This window comes from Micromonospora lacuserhaii (genome assembly GCF_036902735.1).
In the GTDB taxonomy this organism is placed as follows: Bacteria; Actinomycetota; Actinomycetes; order Mycobacteriales; family Micromonosporaceae; genus Micromonospora.
In genome coordinates, this window is record NZ_JBAKHO010000064.1 from 1 (window position 1) to 24,965 (window position 24,965).

The window sequence follows — 24,965 nt, forward strand, 5'->3', positions numbered from 1 at the left end:
CGCCGCGCCCGGTCCCGCCGGTGGTGCCGGCCACCGTGGTACGCCCCGCGCCGCCCGCCCCGCCCGCCCGCGTCGCGCCGGTGACCCGGGCCGCCGCCCGGCAGCCGGAGCAGCCCACCGTGCACGTCCACATCGGTCGGATCGACGTGCGGCTCGCCCCGGGGTCGCGGCCCGCCCCCGCCGCGCCCCCGCCGGCCACCCCCGTCCCCGTCGGCAAGGCCACCGAGCCCGGCCCGGCACCCGAACTGGAGAGCTACCTGCGCGATCCCCGGGGACGGGCGCGATGAGCACCGCGTACGCCCTCGCCGCCGTCAGCGCCGTGCTGCGCGGCCAGCTGATGGCCTACCTGCGGGCCGCCGGGGCCTCCTCGGCCGTCGGTGGGGTCAGCGTCTCGGTCGGCCCGCCCGACCGGGTGGCCGTCGGCAACCTGGAGGCCAACCAGGTCAACCTCTTCCTCGCCCGGGTCACCCGCAATCCGACCTGGGCCAACCTCGGCCCACCGCCGCGCGACACCGCCGGCGCCGACGTCGCCGCCCCACCCCTCGGCGTCGACCTGCACTACGTGGCCAGCGTCTACGGCCACGACCCGCTGACCGGCGACATCCTCCTCGGGCACCTGCTGGCGATGCTGCACGAGACGCCCGTGCTGACCCGGGCGGCGATCCGCCGCGCGCTCGCCCCCGACCCGCCGGACCCGACCCTGCCCGCGCCGGTGGCCGACTCGCGGCTGGCCGACCAGTTCGAACAGCTGCGGATCACCACCACCAACAGCCCGGGCGGCGAGGAGAGCTTCCGGCTCTGGTCGGCGTTCAGCGCGCCGTACCGGGCCAGCGTCTTCTTCGACGTCTCGGTGGTGCTGATCGACCCGGTGCGCGGCGCGCGGGAACCCCTGCCGGTCCGCGCGGTCACCGCCGGCACCGTCGACGCCCAGGTCCCCGAGGTCGACCAGGTACGCGCCGACGGCCCCACCGGCACGCCGGTCACCGCCGGCGCCACCCTGGTCGTCACCGGCCGGCACCTGGTCGGCGCGGACACCCGGATCCGGATCGGCGCGGCCGGCGCCGTCCCCACCTCGGCCACGGCGGGGGAGCTGCGGGTGCCGCTGTCCGCCTTCGACCGGCCCGTCCCGGCCGGCATCGCCGGGCTGGTCGTCACCCACTCCGTCGACCTGGGCGACCCGCCCGCCCCTCGCCCGGCGCTCAGCTCCGACGCGGTGCCGGTGGTCTACCGCCCGCTGGTCACCGTGGCCCCCGCCGACGTGGTGGTGGACTCCACCCGCACCGTGGACGGGGTGGCGCTGTGCACCGGCGCGGTCACCGTCACCGTGGACCCCCGGGTCGGCGCGACGCAGCAGGCCACCCTCTCGCTGACCGCCGCCGACGGCGGCACCGTGCTGGCCGCGCCCGCCGGCAACGGCGTCGCGCCGGGCGCGGACGACACCGACCGGATCCGCTTCGCCTTCCGCGACCTGCCCGCCGGGACGTACCTGGCCCGGCTGCGGGTGGACGGGGTGGACAGCCCGCTGACCGCCGACCCCTCCGGCCGGTACACCAGGCCCGCGGTGGTGCTCTGATGCCCGCCGCGCGTCCCGCCGCCCGCTGGCCCGGCCCCACCGTCGCCCCGCCCGCCGACGACGGGCTGCCCGCCGTGGTCGACCGGATCCGGCTGCTGCTCAAGGGCGAGCCGGCGCCGGACCCGCCAGACCCCTGCCCCGGGCTGGACCGGATCACCGACGGATTCGCGCTCAGCGGCTTCGAGCGCGACGTGCTGGCCGCCGCGATCGCCGGGGAGCTCGGGCTCCTCGACCGCCCGCCGACCTTCGCCTGGTGCCTGGACACCCTGCCCGGCGCGCACTGGGACGCGCTGGCCGCCGACCGTCCACTGCGCGCCGCCCGGCTGGTCGAACTCGGCGAGGGGCCGCTGCCGCACGCCCCGGTCCGCCCCGATGAGCGGATCCTGCACGAGGTGCGCGGGGCGGGCCGGCTCGACGAGCGGCTCCGGCCGTACCTGACGGAGCTGCCGGCGCCGCCCGACGCGCTGCCGGCCAGCCGGCGGCGGGCCGCCACCGCGCTCTGTGCGGCCTGGCAGGCCGGACGCCGGGCGTTGCGCACCTGCGGCCCCGACCGCGCCGACCGGACCGACGTGATCGCGACGGCCGCCGCCACGGTGGGCCGGGCCGCGCACCGCGCCGCCGCCGGCGACCTGCCCCGCGCGGTCACCGACCGGGACGCCTTCGCCCGGCTGTGGAACCGCGAGGTGGTGCTCGCCGACCCGGTCCTCGTGATCGAGCTGACCGGCGACGAGCCGCCAGAGGTGACCGCCGTGGTGGAACAGCTGCTGCCCCGGCTCATCGGCGACGTGGTGATCTCCGCTGCACGGGTCGTCCCGCTCGACGGTGTCGCCGCCGGGCCGACGGTCGAGCGGCCCAGCCGCGAGGAGCAGCGCACGCTGTGGCGACGGGTGCTGCCCGACCGCGCCGACCGGGCCGCCACCGAGCTGGCCCGCGAGTTCGACCTGGCCCACGCCGACATCCTCGGCACCGCCGCCCGGCCCGTCGCCGACCCGGTCGCGGTGGCGCGGGACCTGGTCCGCGACCGGGTACGCCGGGACCTCGACGGGCTGGCCGAGCGGATCGCCGTCCGGGCCGGCTGGGAGGACCTGGTGCTGCCCGCCCCGGCGCTGGCCCAGCTGCGCCAGCTGGCCGCCGCGGCCGCGGGCCGCACCCTGCTCGCCGAGCGGGGCTTCGGCCACCGGACCGCCCGCGGGCTGGGCGTCACCGCGCTCTTCGCCGGCCCGAGCGGCACCGGCAAGACGCTCGCCGCCGAGGTGGTCGCCGGCGCCCTCGGGCTGGACCTGCACCGGGTCGACCTGGCCACCGTGGTGAGCAAATGGATCGGGGAGACCGAGAAGCAGCTCCGCCGGATCTTCGACGCCGCCGAGCGCGGCGGCACCGTGCTGCTCTTCGACGAGGCCGACGCGCTCTTCGGACGCCGGTCGGAGGTCAAGGACAGCCACGACCGGTACGCCAACATCGAGGTGTCCTATCTGCTGCAGCGGATGGAGCAGTACCGGGGCGTGGCGGTGCTGACGACGAACATGCGCACCGCCATCGACCCGGCGTTCCTGCGCCGGCTGCGGGTGGTCGTCCCGTTCGGGCATCCCGGTCCGGCCGAGCGGACCGACCTGTGGCGCCGGGCCTTCCCGCCGAAGGTCGCCACCGACGGCCTCGACCTGCGCCGCCTCGCCGAGCTGGACCTCACCGGCGGGGACATCCACACCGTCGCCTTGCGCGCCGCGCTGGTCGCCGCCGGCGAGCGCGTCCCGGTGCGGATGCGGCATGTGCTCGACGCCGTCGCCGCCGAGTACGCCAAGCACGACCGGCCCGCCGACCCGGGGCTGTGGTCATGAACATCGAGGTCGACGTCCGCGAGCTCGTCCTCACCGGGGTCGAGGCGCCCGACGCCGCCGCGCTCGGTGCGGCGGTGTCCGCGCGGCTCGCCCGGCTGGTCGCCGAGCGTGGCCTGCCGTCCGGCGCGCCCGGGCCGGGCCCGGTGCCGGTCCCGCCCGACGCCGAGCTGCCGACGGTCCTGGCCGAGGCGATCTGGGCGCGACTCGGCCGCCCCGGAGTCCGGGAGCCGGGCCGATGACCGAACACGAGGCGGCGGTCCACCAGCCGCTCACCCCGACGGCCGACCGGCCCGCCGCCCGCGACGAGGCCCTGGCCGCGCTGACCCACGACCTCGTCGGCCGGTACGCCCCGGCGCTGGGCCTGCGCCCCGACTCGGTCCGGGTGCACCTCGGCGACGCCGGCCGGCGGGCCGCCAACCACGGCGCGAAGGGGCTCCTCGCCGACGGCGCGCTGCACCTCGCCCCCGGCTACGACCCGGCGCGCGCCGCCGGACGGGCGTTGCTCGCGCACGAACTCGGACACCTCGCGCAGGCCGTCGGGACCGGCACCCCGCCGACCGTCCGGGCGGCCGCCGGCACCGGCCTCGCGAACGGTCGGACCGACCCGGAGGCCGAGGCGCGGGCGCTGGCCGAGGCCGCCGCGGCCGGCCGCCCACTGTGGATTCCCACCGCCCGGCTGCCCGCCGGCGCGGTCGCCGCCGACACCGGGACCGTCACCGCCGCACCGGCCCCGACCGCCGCCGCGGAGACGGAGACCGGCCTGCTCGAATCCGAGCTCAGCGCCCTGGTCGACCGGCGGTACCGCGCCGAACGGGACCGGATCATCGACCTGCTCGACGGGCTCTGGGTCTCCGGCGACGACGTGCGCGGCTCCCTGCGGGTGCTGGACACCCTGCCCTTCCTCGTCGCCCGCAGCCTTGTGCACAGCCTGCCCGCGCCGCGGCGCACCGACCTGTCCCGCAACCTCGACGACGACCACCATCGGCTCTACCCGCGCGCCGCCCTCGCCGCGCTCGGCGGCCAGACCCCCTACCTGCTGCGCGTGCTCGAAGCCGACAACGTGCACGGGCTGAGCACCGAGGGGCTCGGCCCGGTCGAGCGGCGCACCGCGCTGAACGTGCTGCGCGCCCTGCGCACCAGCGTGCTGCGGGAACTGCTCACCGGCGACCGCAAGGCGTACTTCCGGGGCCTGCTGGCCGAGCGGCCGCCGCGCGGCACCGACGCGGAGGCGCTGCGCGACCAGCTCACCGCCCTGCACGGGGAGGACACCGCCGACCGGGACCTCGACCGGGACGCCGGCCTGACCACGGAGCTGCGCCGCGTCGAACGGCTGATCGGCGAGCACCGTGCCGCCGAGGCGCTGGAGGTGCTCGCCGCCCTCGCCCCGGCGCCACCGAGCACCGGTGCCCCGGCCGCGACGGCGACCGCCGGTCCGCCCGAGCCCGGACCGCGACTGCGCCACGCGGTACGCCTGCTCGACGAGGCCGGTCGGATCGACGCGCTCCTGAACGACCTGCCCTGGGAGGAGAAGCGGATCGGGGCCACCCTCGGCCCCCGGCTGCTCGTCGTCCTCGCCGCCCGCGAGGAGCACCACACGCTGACCCGGATCGAGTCGCTGCTGTCGTACGGGCTCTTCGACTGGGCGGTCCGCGACCACGAGGCCCGCTACGCGTACCTGCTGCTGCGCAGCCTGCCGCTGGCCAGTCAGGACCGGTGGCGACGGCTGGAGCAGGGCAAGTGGTTCGCCCGGCTGGAGGAGAACATCCCCGCCGAGGACATCCTCGGCGGCCGGTACACCGGGGTGGGCACCCTCGCGGAGCCGATCGACCCGGCCCGGCGCAGCGGCGGGCAGGCCGACGCGGGGCGGATCGTCGAGGAGATCCACCGGCTGGTGCAGAGCCGGCTCGACGGGGTCACCTCGGTGGAACTGGTCCGCCGGCTCGTCGCGTACGACCGGAGCACCGGCGGCGCGACCACCGGCCCGGGCCCGCGCGGCCGGGAGGCGCTGCGCACCGCCGTGCACCGCCTGGACGCGCTGCGCGACCTGGACCGGATCCTCGACGCGCTGCCCGACGCCTACCTCACCCACGAGATGTGGCGCGCCGAGCTGCTCGACCTGCTCGCTCTGCGCGACCCCGCCCACCTGGAACGACAGGCCCGCCAGCTGCTCGCCGTCGGGCTCACCGACTGGGCGGTCAACCCCCGGGAGGCCTGGCTCGCCTTCCAGCTCGTCCGCAACCTGCCGGTCGCCGACCAGGCCCGGCTGGAGGCCGAGGACCCGGACCGGTGGGCCCGGATGCGCTCCGGGATGACCCCGGAGATGCGGGCTTCCCTCGCCGTCACCGCGATCTCCGGACCGCGCCGGATCGAGGCCCGCGACCAGCTGCGCGACCGGCTGCGCGACGACCGGCTCTGGCGCGCCGAGCGGGTCACCGAGCTGCGCTCACTCGTCGTGCAGCTCTACGCCCTGGACGACCGCCGCTGGGTGTTCCTGCGCTCCCGGGACGTCCGCGCCGACCGGCTCGCCGGGCTGGACACCCTGGTCGAGGAGCTGCGCCTCTTCCACGCCACCCGCCGGCCGAACTTCGAGCCCGAGTCGCTGCGGACCGACGGCACGCCCACCGTCGTCGGCGACCTGGCCCGGCTGGTCGCGGTCGGCCTGAAGCTGCTCTTCCTCAGCCGTACCGGGCTGAGCCTGTTCACCCAGGAGGTCACCCTCCACGACGTCGACCTGCACGACGCCCAGTGGATCAGCGGCGACCTCGGCGGGGCCCGGCTGCGCGACACCGACCGGGAGCGGACCAACCGGCTCTCCCTGTCGGTCGACGCCCGGCAGGGCATCCTGCGGATCCGGCTGCCCCGGCTGGAACTCGACGGGATCAACCGCACCTTCACCGGTAGCTCCCTGCGCACCGGTCGGGTCACCCTCACCGGCCTGGACATCGTCGCCTCCTTCTCCGACCGGGGCTACGAACGCCCGGTCGGCGCGCAGGCCGGCGTGAGCAAGGTCGACGTCTCCGACGTGGTGTACGCCAGCGAAGCGCTACCGGGCGGCCTGCTCGGGTTGACCCGGTTCGGACTGTCCACCCTGTTCTTCCGGACCGGGGCGACCGGCCGGGAGGACGTCGCCGAGCCGAGCCGACACGGCTGGGTGGGCATCCCGATCATCGACCCGCTGATCCACCTGCTGCACAACGTGATCTCGTTCTACGGCGGGCTGCCGTTCCTGTCGAAGATCAGCGACGCGCTGCTCGCCCCGTACACCGCCGGCGCGCCCTTCCTGGCCCAGCAGTTCACCTCGCTGACCGCGGGGGAGATCTTCACGCCGCTGGCCAACGCCAGCCTCGGCCTGCTCACCGACGGGGTGTTCCGCGCACCCCGCACGGTGGGGGAGCGGGTCGAGGACACGATGGGCATGCTGCACTCGCTCCAGGTCAGCTTCGCCGGCGCCACCGCCGAGGGGCTCTCCTTCGCCGGCCTGCAGCAGGTCGGCCGGATCGAGGTGGGCCGGACGCTGCTCGGCCTGGGCAACAGCCTGCCGGCCCGGCTGCGGGCCGAGGAGAACTCGCTGCGGTTGCGGCTCGGCACCGCCACCGGCGCGGAGCGCACCGCGCTGGAGGCCCGGCTCACCGCGGTCACCCGGCAGCTCACCGAGCTGGCGCCGCTGGAGCGGGAGCTGAACGGGTTGGAGGCCCGGCACCGCTGGCACGCCGAGTCGCTGTCCGAGGCCGAACGGCGACGGCTGGTCGCCCTCTCCGACCAGCTCCGGCAGAGCGCCGGCGGCGCCCTCGACATCGGCGGCATCCGGGTGACCGGACTGACCGGGCGGGTGGAGGCGGCCGGCGTGGAGGTCGACCCGATCCACGCCGAGGCGTCGCTGCCGTCCCGCTCCGGGGAATACCTGCCCGACGACGACCTGATCACCCGGTTCCGGTCCGAGCGCACCCCGGCCGACACCGTGGCGACGGCGCGGGCCAGCACCGGGTCGGCCCGCGTGGCCGGCGTACGGCTGCTGCCCGGCGCGCCCGGCGAGCCGGCGCTCCGCCTCACCGCCGGGGAGCTGCCCACCCGGGAGCAGGTCGCCGCACAGCTGCGCGCCCTTCCCGACGAGCCGCGGTGGGCGGCCCGTCGGGCCGAACTCACCCGCTGGCTGACCGACCTCGACCGGCTGCGGGCGCTGGAGTCGCTGGCCGCCGAGCCGGTCGACGCCGCCGGCCGGTACCTGCCCGGTCACCGCACCGCGGCCGAGGAACGGGAGTACCAGGAGCTGCGGGACCGGGCACGCCGCTACTTCGGTCTCTCCGTCGGCGGGCTGACCGTCACGGGGCTGAGCGCCACCATGGACCCGAGCACGCTGGGGGTCCAGCTCGGGCTGGCCGGGCTGACCGCCACCGACGTGCGCGCCGGCGCCACGACCGTGGAGCGGGTGGAGACGCACCGGCTGCGGGTCCGCACCGACCTCGACGTCGCCGGCGGCGGCGCGCTCCCCGGCGAGCTGGCCGGCCCAGCCGCCACGCTGGGCCTGCCGGTCGGCCGCGCCGCCGTCGGGTTCGGCGTCGGCGACCTCACCGTCACCGGGCTGACCGGCCCGGGCGGCGAGGCCCGGCGGATCGCCTTCACCGCCCCCACCCGCGCCGACGGGCAACCCGGCGAGGCGATCCACGGCCGGGTGGTGCCGCAGGGCGACGACCTGCGCCTGCCGGACCTGGTGGTGGAGCAGACCGAACTGACCGGGGTGAGCCTGCGCTCGCCCGGCCGCAGCCTGTACTCGCGGGGCAGCACCCGGATCGGCCGGATGAGCCTCGACGTGCGGGTCCGTACCGGCGCGACCGCGACCGGACGACAGGTGCGTGGCGCCCTGGTCCGCAGCATGGTCATCGACCGGATCGACGCCGACCAGGTCGGCATGGACGTCACCGACCCGGCGCCCGGCTACTCCGTCGAGGCGGTCTCCGGCGCGCTGGTCGGGATCCGGCTGCGCGACCTGGACGTGGACCTCACCGGCGAGGAGCTGACCTACGCGGGACGGTTGACCATCGGCCAGCTCGACCGGCTGCGCTTCGCCGTGGTCTCCCGGGCTGTGCAGGGCGGGCCGACCACGATCACCGGCACCGTCTCCGGGCAGCCGGCGGCCCCGGGCGCCGCGGCGGTCACCGTGGACCTGATCCGGGCCGGTGCCCACCAGGTCGACCCCGCCACCGGCCGAATCGTCAGCGACCCCGTCGACGGGGTGGCCACCCGGCTGGACGGGCTGACCCTCACCGACACCGTGCTGCGTACGCCCGACGGCGCGGTCACCGTCCGCCGGGCCGGGGTCAGCGGCCGGATCGTCACGGAACAGGCCGGCGGCCTGCGTTTCGAGGACATCGGCCCGTCCCGGATCGAGTTGGGCGCCATCGACTGGCGGGCCGGCGCGGGCCGGATCGTCTCGCACGGCCCCACCGTCCTCGATGGCCTGACGGTCAGCGGCCGGTGGGACAGCACACCGGAGCGGCGGGACGCCGCCGGGCGGGTGATCCCCGCCACCGCGGAGCTGCTCGTGGAGCGGCTGCACATCGACCGGGTCACCGGCCGGGACCTGCGCTACCGCGACGGGGTGCTCGACATCGGCCTGGGCCGCCCGACCCCGGTGCCGGCCGGCGAGCCCGACCTGCCGCCCCTGGAGATCCTCGACGTGAACCTGCGTGGCCTGCGCTGGTCCCGGGCGGCCGGGCTGACCGCCGGCCGGCTGACCACCGGGGCCACCCGGGTGGAGATCGCCGGTCGGGTCAGCGAGGCGCTGCACGTCGACGGCGCGCTGTGGGCGGCGCAGCTCACCCTCGCCTTCGGCCGGGGCGGCCGGGTGCAGGCGAGGGTGGTCGGCGGCGAGGGTCACCTCGGTGTCGGACCCCGACCCGGTGAGCACACCCAGCACCTCGGCATCCAGGGGCTGGACACCGGGGTGATCAGCGTCGGCCCGGACCGCATCGAGATCGGCCCGGACGGCCAGCCGGGGTTGAGCCTGGCCACCGTCTCCGTCGACGCGCTCGACTGGCAGGGCGCGTCCCTCGGGCTGCGCATCCCGCCCGGACGGGGCGCCCTCACCCTCACCGGCATCACCGCACGTGCCCGGGTCGACCTGTACCCGGCCGGCACCCCGGGCGGCCGGTTCCGCCGGCTGCTGCTGCGCGAGCTGGTGGTCCAGCAGACCCGGGCCAGCGGGCTCCTGGTCGACCTGCACGACGGCACCACCATCCGGCTGGACCCGGAGATCGAGGCCGTGCTGGGTGAGCTGCGGCTGCGCCCGGCGGAGGGCCAGGAGGGCTTCCTGGTGGAGGCGACCCGGACGGCCGAGGGGATGCGGATCCTCGGCGGCCTCAGCATCGGGGCGATCGACGCGGCGCGGGTCGGCTTCGACATCGGCACCTTCCTCTCCGGCGGCACCGCGAACTTCGGCGCCGCCGGGCTGACCGTCGACTTCCTCGATCACGGGGGACTGCGGCTCAACCTGCGCGAACCCACCCTGACCGCGATCCGGGCCCAGGTGACCGCCGATCCCCGGCGGGAGTTGCGGCTGCTCGGCGCGCCCGCCGGACGCCCCGAGTACGGGCTCCGCTTCACCTCCATCGCCTACGAGCAGGACCCGACGCTGCCCGGCGGCCCGGCCGCCCCCGGTCGCCGGGTCACCGTCAGCGGCGGCGAGGTCACCGGTCTGACCTTCACCGACACCGGCCTCGGGCTGTACGTCTTCGTCGAGCGGGGCCTGCTCGGCGACCTCACCCACGACCTGAACTCCGGCTCGGGCGAGCTGCCCTCGCTGGACATCCGCAACGCCCGGTTCTCGCTGGACCTCGCCACGCTGCTCGGCGGGAGCACCCCGGCGCCGCCCACCACAACCACCAGCGCGTCGCGGCGGGCCGCCATGGCCCGGGACTGGGACGCGCTGCTGCGGATCCTGAACACGTACCACCTGAGCGAGGTGCTGGACAGCCTCAACGGCCACCTCGACTTCGACGTCGCCCACGACGGCTTCCTCTGGGGCGAGCGGACCTGGGAGGTCCGGCTGGCCTTCCACGACGGGGCGCTGGACTACCGGCGGCTGACCGGCGCGCTGCCCTGGTGGACCCCGGGCCGCTTCACCCTCGACGGCGACGACCTGGTCTACCGGGTGCACCTGCCCGCCGTCGCGCCGGAGGGCGCGCCCCCGCCGGACAGCGACGTCGACCTGCTGCGCTGGTCGCTCACCAGCGGCGAGGTGCAGCAGGCCCGCGCCGAGCACCTGGTCAAGCTCAACCGGCTGCTCCGGCCGACCGCCGCGTCCCGGGACGACCTGCTGCACACCGTCGCCGACCTCGGCAGCGACGAGCCGTCCACCGACCCGCCGGGACGGCTGGACATCCGCAACGTCGACGCGGACCTGTCGGTGAACAACCCCCGGGAGATCACCCTGCCGCTGGGCGGCGCCAACGAGGTCGTGCTGGCCCCCGACGCCCTGGTCGGCCTGCGGATCGGCGGCGGGATGAGCCGCGGCGCCGGCGGTCACGGCCGGCCGGGTGCGCTGCGGCCGATCTCGTTGAGCAGCGCACGGGTGGCCCGGGTGAACCTGCTCTTCGACGGTCTGGGCCTGTCCACCGGCCAGATCCGGATCACCGACCTGACCGACTGCTCGCTGACCTTCGACGGGCTCAGCCCGCAGCTGCTCCAAGGCCGGATCACCCGGGCCGTCGCGGAACACATCCGCTGGCGGCGTCCCACCCCAGGAGGCACCCCGTGACCAGTCCGCTCAGCCCTCGGCTGCTCCGCGCCGGCCTGGTGGTCCTCGACCCGGACAGCGGCCGGACCCGCCGGGTGATCACCCTGCAGTACAACCCGGACGCGCTGACCCGGGGTTTCCAGCTGAAGACCGGCGGCGCCGAGGGCGGCGCGAAGGGCGAGGCGCTGCGGATCACCGGCCCGCCGGTGCAGACGCTCACCCTGGAGGCCGAGCTCGACGCCGCCGACCAGCTCGCCGACCCGCGGGCGCACGCCGACGCGGTGGAACTGGGCCTCACCGCGCAGCTGGCCGCCCTGGAGTCGCTGGCCTACCCAAGCCTGGCCGCCGTGCAGGACGCCGCCGCCCTGCTGGCCGCCGGAACCCTGGAGGTGGTGCCCCCACCGGCCCCGCTGGTGCTGCTGGCCTTCGGGCGGCGCCGGCTCTGGCCGGTACGGATCACCGAGCTGTCCATCACGGAGGAGGCGTTCGATCCGATGCTGAACCCGATCCGCGCGAAGGTCCGGCTGGGCCTGCGGGTGCTCACCGTCAACGACGTGGGTACCGCCGGCCGGGCCGGCGGGCTGGCCATGGCCGCCCACCAGCAGCTCGAACAGCTCGCCGGGCGGGCCCGCGGCGGCCGGCTGACCGACCTCGGAATCGACCGGCTGCCGTGACCGCCCCGACGCCACCCGACACCGACCCGGCCCTGGTCGCCGCCCGCAGCCGGGTCGCCGAGACGCTGCTCGCCGCGACCGGCGCGGCCACCGTCGGCGCCCCGTCGCCGGGGGCGGTCCCGGCGGAGAGCCGGTACGCCACGGTCGGCACCGCGGTGACCGTCGACCCGGACACCGGCGCGGAGATCGTCCACCTGCGCCGGCGGTTCGTGCCACCGGCCGACCGGCTGGCCACCGCCGGTTGGGAGCAGGTGGCCGACGGCGACCGGGTGGACCTGCTGGCCGCCCGGACGGTCGGCGACCCGACCGGGTTCTGGCAGCTCTGCGACGCCAACGGCGCCTTCGACCCGGCGGAGCTGGAGGAGCCCGGCCGGGTCGTCCGGGTGGCGCTGCCCGAGGGCTTCCCCGGAGGTGCCGATGCCTAGGGGAGTGCGCCTGCAACTGCTCGTCGGCCCGCTGACCTTCCGGCCCGCCCCGTACCAGCTGGTCGACGCCCTCCAGGAGGCGCAGGTCACCCAGAACGCCGGGCAGCGCTCCGGCTTCCAGCTGCGGTTCGCCCTCGGCCGGGGCTCGCTGGTGGAGCGGATGCTCGCCGACGGCAGTCTCGACCCGCCGACCCGGGTACTGCTCGTGCTGCACCTGGACGGCCGTCCGCAGGTGCTCTCCGACGGGGTGGTGACGAGGCACGACGTGTCCCGGGGCAACGAGGCCGGGGCGTCGACGCTGACTCTGACCGGGGTCGACGTCAGCCAGATGATGGACCTGATCGACCTGTCGGACCTGCCGATGCCGATGCCGGCGGAGGCGCGGGTGCTGACCCTGCTCGCGCCGTTCGCCGCGTACGGGGTGGTGCCGATGCTGGTGCCCAGCGTGCTGGTCTTCGCGCCCAACCCGATCCAGCGGATCCCGGCGGTGCGGGGCACCACCTTCGCGTACGTCTCGCAGTTGGCCGACGAGGTGGGCTACACCTTCTACGTCGAGCCGGGCCCCACGCCGGGCACGAACATCGCGTACTGGGGGCCGGAGGTGCGGGCCGGGCGGCCGCAGCCCGCGTTGACCGTGAACGCCGACGCCGGCTCCAACGTGGAGTCGTTGTCGTTCTCCTTCGACGGGGTGCAGAAGACCGTCTACCTGCTCACCGCCTTCCCCGAGCAGCTCCGGGTGCCGATTCCGTTGCCGGTGCCGGACGTCAGCCCGCTCAACCCGCCGCTGGGCCGCAAGATCCCGGTTCCGCTGTCGTACAAGCGGATGAACGTCGAGCGGCGTAACCCGAGCGGCACCGACGACGCCACCGCCCGGATGGACGTGGTGCAGACCCTCGCCCGGGGCCTGGCCCGGGCCGCCCAGTCGGCGAACGTGATCACCGGTTCCGGTGCGCTGGACGTGCTCCGCTACGGCCGGCTGCTGCAGTGCCGGCGGCTGGTCGGGGTGCGCGGCGCCGGCCGCGCCTACGACGGCGAGTACGTGGTCAAGAGCGTCACCACCACCGTCAAGGCCGGCGAGGTCAAGCAGCGGTTCAACCTCAGCCGCAACGCGCAGGTCTCCATCTCCGGAAGGGTCGAACCATGACCAGGTACTACGGCAAGTATCGGGGCACGGTGGTCAATCACATCGACCCGTTGCAGCAGGGCCGCATCCAGGTGACCGTTCCCGATGTCACGCTGCCCCCGTCCACCTGGGCGATGCCCTGCTTCCCCCTCGCGGGCATCCAGTCCGGCATGTACGCGGTGCCGCTGCCCGGCACCGGGGTGTGGGTGGAGTTCGAGCAGGGTGACGCCGACTATCCGATCTGGACCGGCTGCTGGTACGGCTCGAAGGCGGAGATCCCCGCGCTGGTCTCCTCGGCGCCGCCGCCCACCCCGCCGATCGTGCTGCAGACCCCGGGGCAGGCCACCATCATGGTGTCGGACGCGCCCGGTCCGGCCGGCGGCATCCTGCTCAAGACGCTGACCGGGGCGATGATCTCGATCAACGACACCGGGATCGTCATCTCCAACGGCAAGGGCGCCTCGGTCACCCTGGTCGGGCCGACCGTGGCCGTCAACCAGACCGCGCTGACGGTGACCTGATGCCCGGCCCGCTGCTCCACGTGGGAGCCGTCGTCTCCTGTCCGCACGCCGGTCCGGTCACCGCGCAGACCGGCAACTCCCGCGTGCTGGTCAACGGTCTGCCGGTGGTGACCGTCGCCGACGCGTACCCGGTCGCCGGCTGCCCGTTCCAGGTGCCGGTCGGCGCGGGCACCAAACCCCAGCCGTGCGTCCGGGTGCAGTGGACCACCCCGGCGGCCCGGGTGCTGGTCAACGGCCAGCCGGCGATCCTCGCCACCAGCGTCGGGCTGGGGATCAGCGCGGAGGGCATCCCGCAGGGCCCACCGACGGTGGCCGGCTTCCAGATCAGGGCGGTGGCGTCGTGACCTACCCGGCCTTCCCCTGGCGCCCCGACAACCGGGGCCGCTCCGGCCTGGCCGGCCGGGAGCGGCACGTCGCCGATCTGGTCGAGGCGGTGCTCTTCACCGCCCCTGGCGAGCGGGTCAACCGGCCGGACTTCGGCGCCGGACTGAACCAGCTCCTCTTCGCCCCGGTCGACGAGGCGGTGGTGGGCGCCGCCGAGTTGCAGGCCCGCAGCGCGTTGCAGCGCTGGCTCGGCGAGCTGATCGAGGTGGACGAGGTCCGGGTGGAGCTGGCCGACGCGGCCGTCCGGGTGCACGTCGACTACCGGCTGCGCGCCACCGGCCGTCCGGCGCGGGTCTCCGTGGAGAGGGGGAGCAGGTGACCGTACGGTGCACCGACGACGAGCGCCGCGCCGACGTGGCCCGGCCCGGCAGCGCGTTCAACGGCATCGACTGGGTGGAGGTGGACCCCGCCGACCAGCGGCTGCTGCGGGTCGGCTTCCTGCACCCGCTGCCCGGTCAGACCGGCGGGGTGCCGTCCGGCGCGGCGCTGGCCGCCGGCAACGTGGTGGTCGAGGGTGGGGTCCGGATCACCGGCGTGCGGGTGGAGAGCGTCACCGCCGCCGCGGAGGTGCTCACCGTCCGGGTGGACCGGGCCGGGGACTTCTCCCCGTACACCCTGCGGTTGGTGCGCTCGGCGGTGGACGACCGGGTGCCGCCCGGCTTCGATCCCGTGCTCGCCGCCGCGGCCTTCTCCTTCAAGGCCAACTGCCCCAGCGACCTCGACCCGGCCCCGGCGCCCGCGCCCGGACCGGCGCCCCGGCCGGCCACGGCCCCGGCCGACTACCTGGCCAAGGACTACGCGGGCTTCCGGCGGCTGATGCTGGACCGGATCTCCGCCCTGCCCGGCTGGTCCGAGCGCAACCCGGCCGACCCGCTGATCACCGTGGTGGAGGCGCTGGCGCACGTCGCCGACCGGCTCTCCTACCGGCAGGACGCGGCCGGCACCGAGACCTACCTGGACACGGCCCGCAGCCGGATCTCGGTGCGCCGGCACGCCCGGCTGCTCGACTACGTGCTGCACGACGGCTGCGCGGCCCGGGCCTGGCTCAGCGTCCGGGTCGCCGCCGGCTCGGCCGTGGAGACCGGCGGCGTGCCGGCGGGCACCCCGGTGCTGGCCGCCGACCGGTCCACCCCCGCCGTGTCGCCGGCCGACGCCGCGACGCTGCTCGCCGCCGGCGCGACGGGTTTCGAGACGCTGACCGCCCTCGCCCCGCGGGCCAGCCGCAACGAGATCGCCCTGCACGTGTGGGGCGGCCGGGACTGCTGCCTGCCCGCCGGCTCGACCCGGGCCACCCTGGTCGACCAGCCGGCGACCGGACTGGCCCCCGGCGACCTGCTGTTGCTGGAGGAGGTCGTCTCCCCGGAGACCGGCCGGCGGGCGGACGCCGACCCGACCCACCGGCAGGTGGTCCGCCTGGTCTCCGTCCGCCCCGGCACCGACCCGGTCGAGGGGGTGACCGTGCTGGAGGTGGAGTGGGGCGCGGCCGACCGGCTGGCCTTCGGACTCACCGTCACGGCCTCGGTGGCCGGCTCGGGCACCGAACACGTGGTGACCTGCGCGGTCGCCCGGGCCAACGTGGTGGCGGTGCAGCACGCCATCGAAGTCCGCGGCCAGCTCCCGCCGGCCGCCGAGCACCGCTGGCGGCCGCTGCTCACCGGTGAGCCGGTGGCGGCCGCCGCGCCCTTCCCCCTGGACGCCCCGGCCAGCCAGGCGCTGGACCAGGACCCGCGGGCGGCGCTGCCGCTGATCCGGCTGGAGACCACCGAGGGCAGCTGGCGCCCGCGCCGGGACCTGCTCAACGCCGACCGGTTCGACCAGGGTTTCGTCCCCGAACGGGAGTCCGACGGCCGGGTCAGCCTCCGCTTCGGCGACGACGTGTCCGGCCGCCGCCCGCCGGCCGGCACCGTGTTCCAGGCGACGTGGTGGCGCGGTGGCGGCGCGGCCGGCAACCTCGGCCACGACGCGTTGACCACCCTGGTCACCGGCGCGGCCGGGATCCTCGCGGTGACCAACCCGCTGCCCGCCGTGGGCGGCACCGACCCGGAGGACATCGAGCACGCCCGGCAGCACGCCCCGGTGGCCTTCGCCACCCAGGAACGCGCGGTGACCACCGCCGACTGGGTGGCCGCGGCGCTGCGCCTGCCGGAGGTGGACAACGCCACCGCCCGGATCCGCTGGACCGGCTCCTGGTGGACGGTGTTCCTCACCCTCGACCTCGCCGGCGGTCAGCGGCTGGCCGACGAGCCGGGGCTGGCCCGCCGGCTGGCCGGCCGGCTCGACCGGTTCCGGGTGGCCGGGTACGACCTGCAACTGCGCGACCCGGTCGACCTGCCGGTGGAGCTGCGGCTGTGGGTGTGCGTCGCGCCCGGTGCGTTCCGCTCCGACGTCCGCCGCGCCCTGCTGGACGTCTTCGCCACCCGGGACCTGCCGGGTGGCGTCCGGGGCTTCTTCCATCCCGACCGGTTCACCTTCGGCACCCCGCTGTACGTCAGCCAGCTGCTCGCCGCGGCGGTCACCGTCCCCGGGGTGACCGACGTACGGGTCACCGAGCTGCACCCGGTCGGGGTGGCCCCCGGCGGCGAACTGGCCGCGCGGGTGCTCCGCGCCGGCGACACCGAGGTGATCCGCCTCGACAACGATCCCAGTGTGCCGGAGCACGGCATCCTGCACCTCGACCTGGTGGGTGGACTGTGACGACACGAGTGGGCCGCGGCCCCAACCCGCCCGGCCGCGACGGCCTGGACTACCGGCTCGGCCGGCAGGCCGACTTCGCCGCCGACATGCTCACCCGGCTCGGCTCCCGCCCGGAGCTGGCCGGCCTGACCACCCGGGAGGTCGACGACCCGGCGGTCGCCCTGCTGCACGCCTGGGCGACCACCCTGGACGTGCTCGCCTTCTACCAGGAACGGATCGCCGACGAGGGCTTCCTCGGCACCGCCACCGAACGCGGCTCGGTGCTCATGCTGGCCCGGGCCATCGGGTACGAGCTGCGCCCCGGCGTCGCCGCCACCACCTGGCTCTCCTTCACCGTCACCCCCACCCCGGGCGCGCCGGAGGGGGTGCCGATCCCGGCGGGCAGCCAGGCGCAGAGCGTCCCCGGCCCCGGCGAGCTGCCGCAGGTCTTCGAGACCGTCGAACCGCTGGTCGCCCGCCCCGAACTCAACGCGGTGGGGGTGCGGCTCACCGAGCCCCGGGCGCCCCGCCCCGGCGACGACCGGCTGGCCGTCGCGGGCGCCGACACCGTGCTCACCGCCGGCAGCGCGCTGCTGCTGGTGGGCCCGGACTGGTTCGACGTACGCCGGGTGCGGACCGCCACGGTGGTGCTGCCCGAGCCGGCGGCGCCCGGGGACGGCCGGGAGGTGGTGCCCGCCTACACGGTGGTGACCCTGGACCGGGCGGTGGAGGCCCGGGACGTCGGCAGCGAACTGCGCGGCACGGTGCCGGGGGTGCAGGTGCACCTGCTGGCGCAGCGGGCGGCGCTCTTCGGCCACCAGGCCCAGCCGTGGTCGGCGCTGCCCGTCGCGCTGCGGGTCGGCGAGCTGAACCCGGGCACCACAAACCAGGTGCTCGCCGGGGCGTACGCGAACCGCAAGGAGACCTGGGCGGACGCCGCGCTGCCCGCCGCGGAGCGGAACCTCTACCTGGACCAGTCGTACCCCAGCGTCCTCGCCGGATCGTGGCTGGTCTGCGAGACCGCCGGGACGCCGGTGCTGCGCCGGGTGAGCGCGGCCGCCGACATGCCGGTGGCCGACTTCGGCATCGCCGCCCGCACCACCCGGGTCACGGTCACCGGCGGCGACTCCAACGGTTTCACCCGACGGACCACCACCGTGCTCGGCGCGAGCCGGCAACTCGGCCTCGCCCCGCAGCCGGTCACCACCCCGCTGACCGGCACCTCGCAGCTGGAGCTGGCCCGCCCGGCGCCCGGCCTGGAACCCGGCCGCCGGGTGGTGCTCACCGGCGTCGACGCAGGCGGCACACCCGTGTCCGAGGTGGCCACCGTGCTGCGGACACCCGCGCCGACCAGGGTGGACCTGACCGCGACGATCACGAACAGCTACCGGCGCGACAGCGTCCAGGTGCTCGGCAACGTGGCGCAGGCCACGCACGGGGAGAGCCGGGCCGAGGTGCTCGGCGGCGGCGACGCCCGGCAGGCCTTCCAGCGCTTCACCCTCCGGCACGCGCCGCTGACCCACGTGCCCGCCGCCACCGCCAGCGGCTCCCGCACCACCCTGGCCGTGTGGGTGGACGGGGTGCGCTGGCAGGAGGTCCCGGCCCTGCTCGGTCAGGCCCCCACCGCCCGGGTGTACACCGTCCGGCGGGCCGACGACGGCATCGTCACGGTGACCTTCGGCGACGGGCGGACCGGCGCCCGGCTGCCCACCGGGCAGGACAACGTGGTCGCCACCTACCGCTCCGGGATCGGCCGGCTGGCCAACCTGGCGCCGGGGCGGCTGACCATCCCGCTGTCCCGCCCGCTGGGCCTGATGGAGGTCACCAACCCGGTGCCGGCCGCCGGCGCGGACGACCCGGAGGTGGTGGACCGGGCACGTCGCAACGCGCCGCTCGCCGTCCGTACCCTCGGCCGGGTCGTCTCCCTCGACGACCACGCCGACTTCGCCCGGGCGTTCGCCGGCGTCGGCAAGGCCCGCGCCGACCTGGTCTGGGACGGCGACCGGCAGGTCGTCCTGCTCACCGTGGCCGGGCCGGACGGCGCGGCGATCCCGGACGGCGCGCCGGTCCGCGCCGACCTGCTGCGCGCCCTCGACGCCGCCCGCCAGCCCGCCGTGCCGGTCCGGATCCTCGGCCACCACCGCCGCCGGGTGGCGGTGACCGCCCGGCTACTGGTGACGCCGGGTCGCCGGTTCGTCGCGGTCGCCGCCGCGGCCCGGGCGGCGCTGGTCGCCGGGCTGTCCTTCGACGCCCGGGACTACGCCCAGCCGGTCCGGGCCAGCGAGGTGCAGGCCCTGCTGCACCGGGTCCCCGGGGTGGCGGCCGTGGTGCTGGAGCTGCTGCACGACGCCGCCCTGCCGCCCACCCGGATGGACGTGATCACGGCCGCCCCGGCCCGCCGCGAGGGTGGCCTGCTGCTCCCCGCCGACCTGCTCACCGCCGACGCCGGTGACGTCACCCTGCTGGAGGCATCGTGAGGGCCGACGAGATCTGGGCGCTGCTGCCGGCCGCCCTGCGCAGCGAGGACGAGGCCGCCGGCGGGGTGCTGCGCGCGCTGGTCGAGGTGATGGCCGAGCAGGCCGCCCTGGTCGCCGCCGACATCGACCAGCTCACCGACGACTGGTTCGTGGAGACCTGCGCCGAGTGGGTGGTGCCCTACCTGGGCGAGCTGGTGGGCGCGGCCCGGCTGCACCCGCTGGGCGACGCGACCGCCTTCTCGGACCGGGCCCGGGTCGCCGACACCATCCGGTTCCGGCGGCGTAAGGGCACCGCCGCCGCGCTGGAGGAGCTGACCCGGGCCAACACCGGCTGGAGCACCGCCGCGGTCGAGTTCTTCGAACGGCTGGTGATCACCCAGCACGTCAACCATGTGAAGACCGCCCCGGCCACCGCCGCGATCCGCGACGCCGAACCCCTCGAACTGGTCGGCGGCCCGTTCGAGCGGGTCTGCCGCACCGTCGACGTCCGGTCGATGGACGCAGGTCGGGCTCGCCCCAACATCCCGCACATCGGCATGTACGTCTGGCCGCTGCCGTCGTACCGGCTGGACCGGGCGACCGCCGCGCCGGTGGCCGACCCGCCGGACGGCCGTTGGCGGATCGACCCGGTCGGGGTGGACCGGCAGCTCACCGGGCCGACCGTCACGGAACCCGACATCGACCACCGCGCCGACGAGGCCAACGTGCCCGGCCCGCTGCGCCGCCGGCCGCTCCGCGACGAACTGGCCGCCCTCGCCTCGGCCGCCCCGCCGGCCCCGGACGAGCGGCGCTGGTTCCGCGAGGACGACCCCTCATTCGTGGTGTGGATCCAGCCGACCGCCGGCGACGAGCTGCGCCCGGTACCCCTGGAGCAGCTGCGGATCTGCGACCTGGCCGGCTGGGAACAGCCCACCGGCAGCCTGGTCCGGGTGGACCCGGTGCGCGGCCGGGTCACCCTCGCCCCGGCCCGTCCGGCGCACCGCCTCGCCGTCTCCTGGTGGTACGCCTTCAGCGCGGACGTCGGCGCCGGCCCGTACCCCCGCCGGGGTGACCTCGGCGCGGCCGACGGCCCGGTGGACTGGCAGCTCGGGGTGAGCGCCACCGAGCCGCCCCGGGCGGGTGAGGTGGTCGCGTCGATCGGGGAGGCGGTCACCGCCTGGCACGACTGGCAGGCCGCCCACCCCGGCACGGCCGGGCGGATCGTGCTGCTGGACAGCCACCGGTACCCGGAGAACCTGACCGTCCAGATTGGGCAGGGCAGCCGGCTGACGATGCTGGCCGCGCAGTGGCCCCGCCCGCCGGACGGGCCCCGGCGGCAGGCCGACCTGGACCCGGTCGGCGTACGGCCCTGCCTGCTGGGCGGCCTGTCGGTCACCGGCCGGGGCGCCGGCGACCGCCCCGGCGAGCTGGTCGTCGACGGGCTGCTGGTGTCGGGTCCGGTGGCGGTCACCGCGCCGGCCGCCGGCGGGCCCGGTCTGGGCCGGGTCGAGCTGCGGCACTGCACCGTCGGGCCGGCGGCGACCGGGCTGACCGTGGCGGCCGGCAACGACCGGACGGCGGTGACCCTGCACCGGTGCGTCGCCGGCTCGATCGCCACCGGCGACGGCCCGCTGAGCGTGACGGACACCCTGGTGCACGGCGGGATCACCGCGCCGGACGCCGAGGTGGAGCTGGCCGGGGCGACCGTCCTCGGCTCGACCACCGCGCGGGTGCTCACCGCCACCGACTGCCTCTTCGACGGGGTGGTCACGGTGGCCCGCCGCCAGCAGGGCCACGTCCGGTTCAGCTGGCTGCGGCCCGGCTCGGTCACCCCGCGCCGCTACCGCTGCCAGCCGGACCTGGCCCAGCAGGCCCACCCGGGCGACCCCGACGTGGCCACCCGCGTCGGCCCGGCCTTCGCCAGCACCCACTACGGCGACGCCTCGTACGGCCGGCTGGCCGAGACCGCCGCCGCCGAGCTGCGCACCGGCGCGGAGTCCGGCGCCGAGATGGGGGCGTTCCGCCGCGCCCTGACCCCGCAACGTCTCAACAACCTCGCCCTGGCGTTGCAGGAGTACCTGCCGCTGGGGCGGGTCGCCGCTGCCCTGCCCGTCCTGCCGACCGGAGGAACCACACCATGAAGGGCGACATCAGCCGCTCCACCTTCGACCCGCGGCGGCACGCGACGAGCGTCCGCAAGCAGCAGGGCCGGGTGGATCTCGACGCCGACTGGAACGAGCAGCAGGACATCGAGGCGTACCTGCGGGCCACCGCACTGACCGACGTGGTCGGGCCGGCGGGCGCGCCGCTGGGGAACGGGGCGTTCGCGCTGGCCGGGGGCGCCGATCTGAAGCTGTCGGCCGGCCGGTACTACCTCGACGGGGTGCTCTGCGAGAACGAGGCCCAGGTCTCCGTCTTCGCCCAGCCCGACCTGCCCGCCGCCGGGCCGTTCGTCCGCAGGCTCGACGGCAGCTGGCTGGCCGCCGGCACCGCGGTTCCCGCCGGGGTGTACGTGGCCTGGTTGCAGGTCTTCGCGCAGCACCTGACCGCCATCGAGGAGCCGGCGCTGCGCGAGGTCGCCCTGGGCGGCCCGGACACCACCACCCGGCTGCGTACCGTCTGGCAGGTCCGGCTGCTCCAGGCGGGGCCGCCGAACACCCCGGTGGGCTGCGCCGACACCCCGCCCGGCTGGGCCGAGCTGACCGGCGTCTCGACCGGCACCCTGGCGGTCCGCGTGGACCCGACCGGGGCGTCCGGCGGCGACTGCGTGATCCCGACCGGGTCGCCCTACACGGGGCTGGACAACCAGTGCTACCGGGTGGAGATCCTCGGCGGCGGCGCACCGGGCGCCGCCAGCTACGTCTGGTCCCGGGACAACGGCTCCACCGTGGCGACCTGGGAGAGCATCGACGTCGACGTGCTGACCGTGAAGGTGCCCGGGCGGGACGGCAGCGCCGGCTTCGCCAACGGCTCCTGGGTGGAGCTGACCGACGACACCCGCGAGCAGAACGGGGTGCCGGGCACCCTGGTGCAGGTCGACCGGGTGGAGGGCGACCGGATCGTCATCCGCCCCGCCACCGCCACCGGCAGCCTGAACCGGGCCGACTTCCCGAAGCGGCCCCGGGTGCGCCGCTGGGACGGCCGGGGCGCCGTGCCGGCCGGCGGCGGCGAGCTGGACCTGGAGCTCGGCATCAAGATCCGCTTCGGCTCGGCGGGCAGCTACCGGACGGGTGACTTCTGGTCCTTCCCGGCCCGCGCGGCCGTGCACGACGTGGAGTGGCCGAAGGTCGGCACCACCCCGGTGGGCCTGACCCCGCACGGTCCGCGACGGGCGCACGGCCGCCTCGGGATCGTCGCGTACGACGGCAGCCAGTGGACGGTGCTGCGCGACTGCCGCCCGGTCTTCGCCCCGCTGACCGGCCAGCTCACCCTCAGCCTGCTCGGCGGGGACGGCCAGGAGGCGGTGCCCGTGCCGGCGAGCCCGGCGACCCTGGTGCCGCTCGGCCACGACCTGGTGGCCGGGGTGTCGATGGGCGCCCAGCCGGTGGCGAAGGCGCGGGTGCGGTTCACGGTCACCACCGGCGCGGGGAAGGTGACCTCCGGCGCCACCACGGGAACCACCGTCACCGTGGAGACGGGCAGCGACGGCCGGGCCCGCTGCTCCTGGCAGTTGGAATCGGCGACCGCGACGCAGGAGGTTACCGCCCAGCTCCTCGACGAGGCGGGTCAGCCCGCCCACCTGCCGGTCACCTTCACCGCCGGCCTGTCCCGCGCCGACCGGGTCTCGTACGACCCCACGGGCCGGCCGTCGCTGGCCGGCGCGACCACCGTGCAGGCCGCCATCAACCAGCTCGCCGCCGCCAGCACCGGAGGCTGGGCGACGCTGACCCTGCGGCCGGGCATCGACTGGGTGCAGGCCCTCAACACCCTGCCCGCCGGGGACGCGCTGATCTGCTTCGCCCCCGGCCTCTACACCAGCAACACCCCGGTCACCTTCACCGGCCGGGCCAACATCCGGCTGCTCGGCAGCGGCCCGGCCAGCCGGATCCGGGTGTCCGGCCAGGAGTACGCGCTGCTGTTCGCCAACTGCGGCACCGTCTCCGTCGCGCACCTGGCGGTGGAGACCCCCGGCCCGGCGTCCGCGGCCGGTCGGCTCGGCCCGGTCAGCGCGGTGAACTGCGCGGAGGTCACCGTCGAGCACTGCCAGCTCACCGGGGTGGCCGGGGCGTCCCCGCAGAGCACCTGCCTGACGGTGCGCAACGACCAGGGCACCCCGCCGGGGCGGGTGCGGGTGCTCGACTCGGACTTCCTCATCGGCCACGGCCAGCAGGGGGTGCTGCTGGTCAACCCGGACCACGCGATCGTCGCCCGGTGCCGCTTCTCCTGCCCGCCCCGGCCGGCCTCGCTCACCCTCGCCGAGATGCTCAAGGACGAGAAGTTCCGCAGCCAGCTGAGCACCCAACTGGTGGGCCGGCTCGCCCTGGACCGGGACGACCGGCTGGAGCGCGGTGACCACAACACCGTGATCCGGGTCGGGCCGTGGGGTGTGCGGATGAACTCCACCGTGCCGGAGAGCGAGTGGAAGACCCTGACCGTGCTCGACCCGCCGACGGCCGAGGACCTGCGCACCGACCAGAGCGCCGGGGCGTACCTGCTGCGGCTGGCGGACCTGGCGACCCAGGACCCGGGACGGCTGCCCTCGTACCAGCGGCAGCTCACCTCGCTGAAGGGACGGCTCGGCACGTCGGCGGGGCGGATCTTCGACACCGACGAGGGCCGCAAGACGTTGCGCGACTATCTGGTGGGGGAGGGGATCGACGTGCGGCGGGCCGACGACATCGCCCGGGACCGCCGCGAGGTCGCCCTTCCGGTGCCGGGGGCCAGCCTGCGCTTCGACTCGGCGTTGACCCAGGGCGCCTGGGAGGCCGCGGTGGCCGCCTCACCGCCGTCCCGCCCGACGCAGACCCCGTCGGCCGCCGCGAAGCACCTGCGCAGCGTCGCCGACCGGATCCTGCTGGAGCCGGCCTTCGGCGACCGGTACGCCGGCGCGTACCGGCAGGAGCTGGCCGCCGCGTCGGAGACGTCGGTCGGGGCGTGCGGGGTGGTGATCGGCGGTGGGACGGCCGTGGGTGACGTCGAGGTCTCCGACTGCCGCTTCGACCAGGTCGCCGAGGGCGTCCACATCGGGGTGTCGTACCACAAGGGACCACCGATCCAGGGGCGCACCATCCGGGTCACCGGCAACGACATCCACCTCTACAAGGCCTGGTGGCGTCCGGAGAGCACGATCCGCGGCATCAAGATCGGCAGCATGCGGCACGTCTTCGTCTCCGACAACCGGATCTCGGTCGCCGCGGGCACGGGCCTGGGCATCTGGGCGTTCGCGGCGGGCGGACCGATCATGGCGATCCGCGACAACCTCGTGCAGAACTGCAACCCCGGGATCAAGTGCAACCCGTCGTGGTCCGGTGCGCCGGCGAAGCGCCGGTGGTCGGTGACCGACAACGTGTCGACGGACGGGCCGATCGGGGTCGGTGGCGGTGCCGTCGACGCGGGGAACGTGAGCTGA

General features: G+C 76.1%; 14 protein-coding genes and 1 pseudogene. All 15 read left to right on the forward strand.

The window, feature by feature from the left end; all coding sequences use genetic code 11:
• Positions 1 to 287 (forward strand): annotated as a pseudogene (locus tag V6U81_RS25910) (hypothetical protein); the annotation flags it as partial.
• On the forward strand, positions 284 to 1,573 hold the full coding sequence (locus V6U81_RS25915) for a Pvc16 family protein (protein ID WP_334492977.1): 1,290 nt from the start codon (positions 284 to 286) through the stop codon (positions 1,571 to 1,573). The pseudogene V6U81_RS25910 and the gene V6U81_RS25915, both read left to right, overlap by 4 nt.
• On the forward strand, positions 1,573 to 3,408 hold the full coding sequence (locus tag V6U81_RS25920) for an ATP-binding protein (RefSeq protein WP_334492979.1): 1,836 nt from the start codon (positions 1,573 to 1,575) through the stop codon (positions 3,406 to 3,408). The genes V6U81_RS25915 and V6U81_RS25920 overlap by 1 nt, the downstream gene beginning before the upstream one ends.
• Positions 3,405 to 3,647, forward strand: coding sequence for a hypothetical protein (locus V6U81_RS25925; protein WP_334492981.1), 243 nt, complete (start codon positions 3,405 to 3,407; stop codon positions 3,645 to 3,647). Before V6U81_RS25920 ends, V6U81_RS25925 begins: the two co-directional genes overlap by 4 nt.
• Positions 3,644 to 11,161 carry an eCIS core domain-containing protein gene (locus V6U81_RS25930; protein WP_334492982.1) on the forward strand — a complete coding sequence of 2,506 codons (7,518 nt, stop codon included), beginning with the start codon at positions 3,644 to 3,646 and terminating at the stop codon, positions 11,159 to 11,161. The genes V6U81_RS25925 and V6U81_RS25930 overlap by 4 nt, the downstream gene beginning before the upstream one ends.
• A complete protein-coding gene (locus tag V6U81_RS25935) occupies positions 11,158 to 11,814 on the forward strand; it encodes a hypothetical protein (RefSeq protein ID WP_334492984.1) in 657 nt (218 codons plus the stop codon). The genes V6U81_RS25930 and V6U81_RS25935 overlap by 4 nt, the downstream gene beginning before the upstream one ends.
• Complete coding sequence (locus tag V6U81_RS25940) at positions 11,811 to 12,239, forward strand: hypothetical protein (RefSeq protein WP_334492986.1); 429 nt, start codon at positions 11,811 to 11,813, stop codon at positions 12,237 to 12,239. Before V6U81_RS25935 ends, V6U81_RS25940 begins: the two co-directional genes overlap by 4 nt.
• Positions 12,232 to 13,383 (forward strand): hypothetical protein, encoded by a 1,152-nt coding sequence (locus tag V6U81_RS25945; RefSeq protein WP_334492987.1) that lies wholly within the window; start codon positions 12,232 to 12,234, stop codon positions 13,381 to 13,383. The genes V6U81_RS25940 and V6U81_RS25945 overlap by 8 nt, the downstream gene beginning before the upstream one ends.
• Entirely contained in the window at positions 13,380 to 13,883 is a 504-nt protein-coding gene (locus tag V6U81_RS25950) for a phage baseplate assembly protein V (protein ID WP_334492989.1), read from the forward strand. Before V6U81_RS25945 ends, V6U81_RS25950 begins: the two co-directional genes overlap by 4 nt.
• Positions 13,883 to 14,227, forward strand: coding sequence for a hypothetical protein (locus V6U81_RS25955; RefSeq protein WP_334492992.1), 345 nt, complete (start codon positions 13,883 to 13,885; stop codon positions 14,225 to 14,227). The genes V6U81_RS25950 and V6U81_RS25955 overlap by 1 nt, the downstream gene beginning before the upstream one ends.
• A complete protein-coding gene (locus tag V6U81_RS25960) occupies positions 14,224 to 14,586 on the forward strand; it encodes a GPW/gp25 family protein (RefSeq protein ID WP_334492994.1) in 363 nt (120 codons plus the stop codon). The genes V6U81_RS25955 and V6U81_RS25960 overlap by 4 nt, the downstream gene beginning before the upstream one ends.
• Positions 14,583 to 16,961: a putative baseplate assembly protein gene (locus V6U81_RS25965; protein ID WP_334492995.1), complete on the forward strand. Its 2,379-nt coding sequence runs from the start codon at positions 14,583 to 14,585 to the stop codon at positions 16,959 to 16,961. Before V6U81_RS25960 ends, V6U81_RS25965 begins: the two co-directional genes overlap by 4 nt.
• The gene (locus V6U81_RS25970) at positions 16,958 to 19,417 is read left to right on the forward strand and encodes a putative baseplate assembly protein (protein ID WP_334492996.1); all 2,460 of its coding nucleotides are present in this window, start codon (positions 16,958 to 16,960) and stop codon (positions 19,415 to 19,417) included. Before V6U81_RS25965 ends, V6U81_RS25970 begins: the two co-directional genes overlap by 4 nt.
• Positions 19,414 to 21,537 (forward strand): phage tail protein, encoded by a 2,124-nt coding sequence (locus tag V6U81_RS25975; RefSeq protein WP_334492998.1) that lies wholly within the window; start codon positions 19,414 to 19,416, stop codon positions 21,535 to 21,537. The genes V6U81_RS25970 and V6U81_RS25975 overlap by 4 nt, the downstream gene beginning before the upstream one ends.
• Positions 21,534 to 24,965, forward strand: coding sequence for a DUF6519 domain-containing protein (locus tag V6U81_RS25980; protein ID WP_334492999.1), 3,432 nt, complete (start codon positions 21,534 to 21,536; stop codon positions 24,963 to 24,965). Before V6U81_RS25975 ends, V6U81_RS25980 begins: the two co-directional genes overlap by 4 nt.

Coding starts and splice junctions, on each gene's coding strand:
- V6U81_RS25915 (WP_334492977.1), top strand. CDS start 284: ATGAGCACCGCGTACGCCCTCGCCGCCGTCAGCGCCGTGCTGCGCGGC.
- V6U81_RS25920 (WP_334492979.1), top strand. CDS start 1,573: ATGCCCGCCGCGCGTCCCGCCGCCCGCTGGCCCGGCCCCACCGTCGCC.
- V6U81_RS25925 (WP_334492981.1), top strand. CDS start 3,405: ATGAACATCGAGGTCGACGTCCGCGAGCTCGTCCTCACCGGGGTCGAG.
- V6U81_RS25930 (WP_334492982.1), top strand. CDS start 3,644: ATGACCGAACACGAGGCGGCGGTCCACCAGCCGCTCACCCCGACGGCC.
- V6U81_RS25945 (WP_334492987.1), top strand. CDS start 12,232: ATGCCTAGGGGAGTGCGCCTGCAACTGCTCGTCGGCCCGCTGACCTTC.
- V6U81_RS25950 (WP_334492989.1), top strand. CDS start 13,380: ATGACCAGGTACTACGGCAAGTATCGGGGCACGGTGGTCAATCACATC.
- V6U81_RS25955 (WP_334492992.1), top strand. CDS start 13,883: ATGCCCGGCCCGCTGCTCCACGTGGGAGCCGTCGTCTCCTGTCCGCAC.
- V6U81_RS25980 (WP_334492999.1), top strand. CDS start 21,534: ATGAAGGGCGACATCAGCCGCTCCACCTTCGACCCGCGGCGGCACGCG.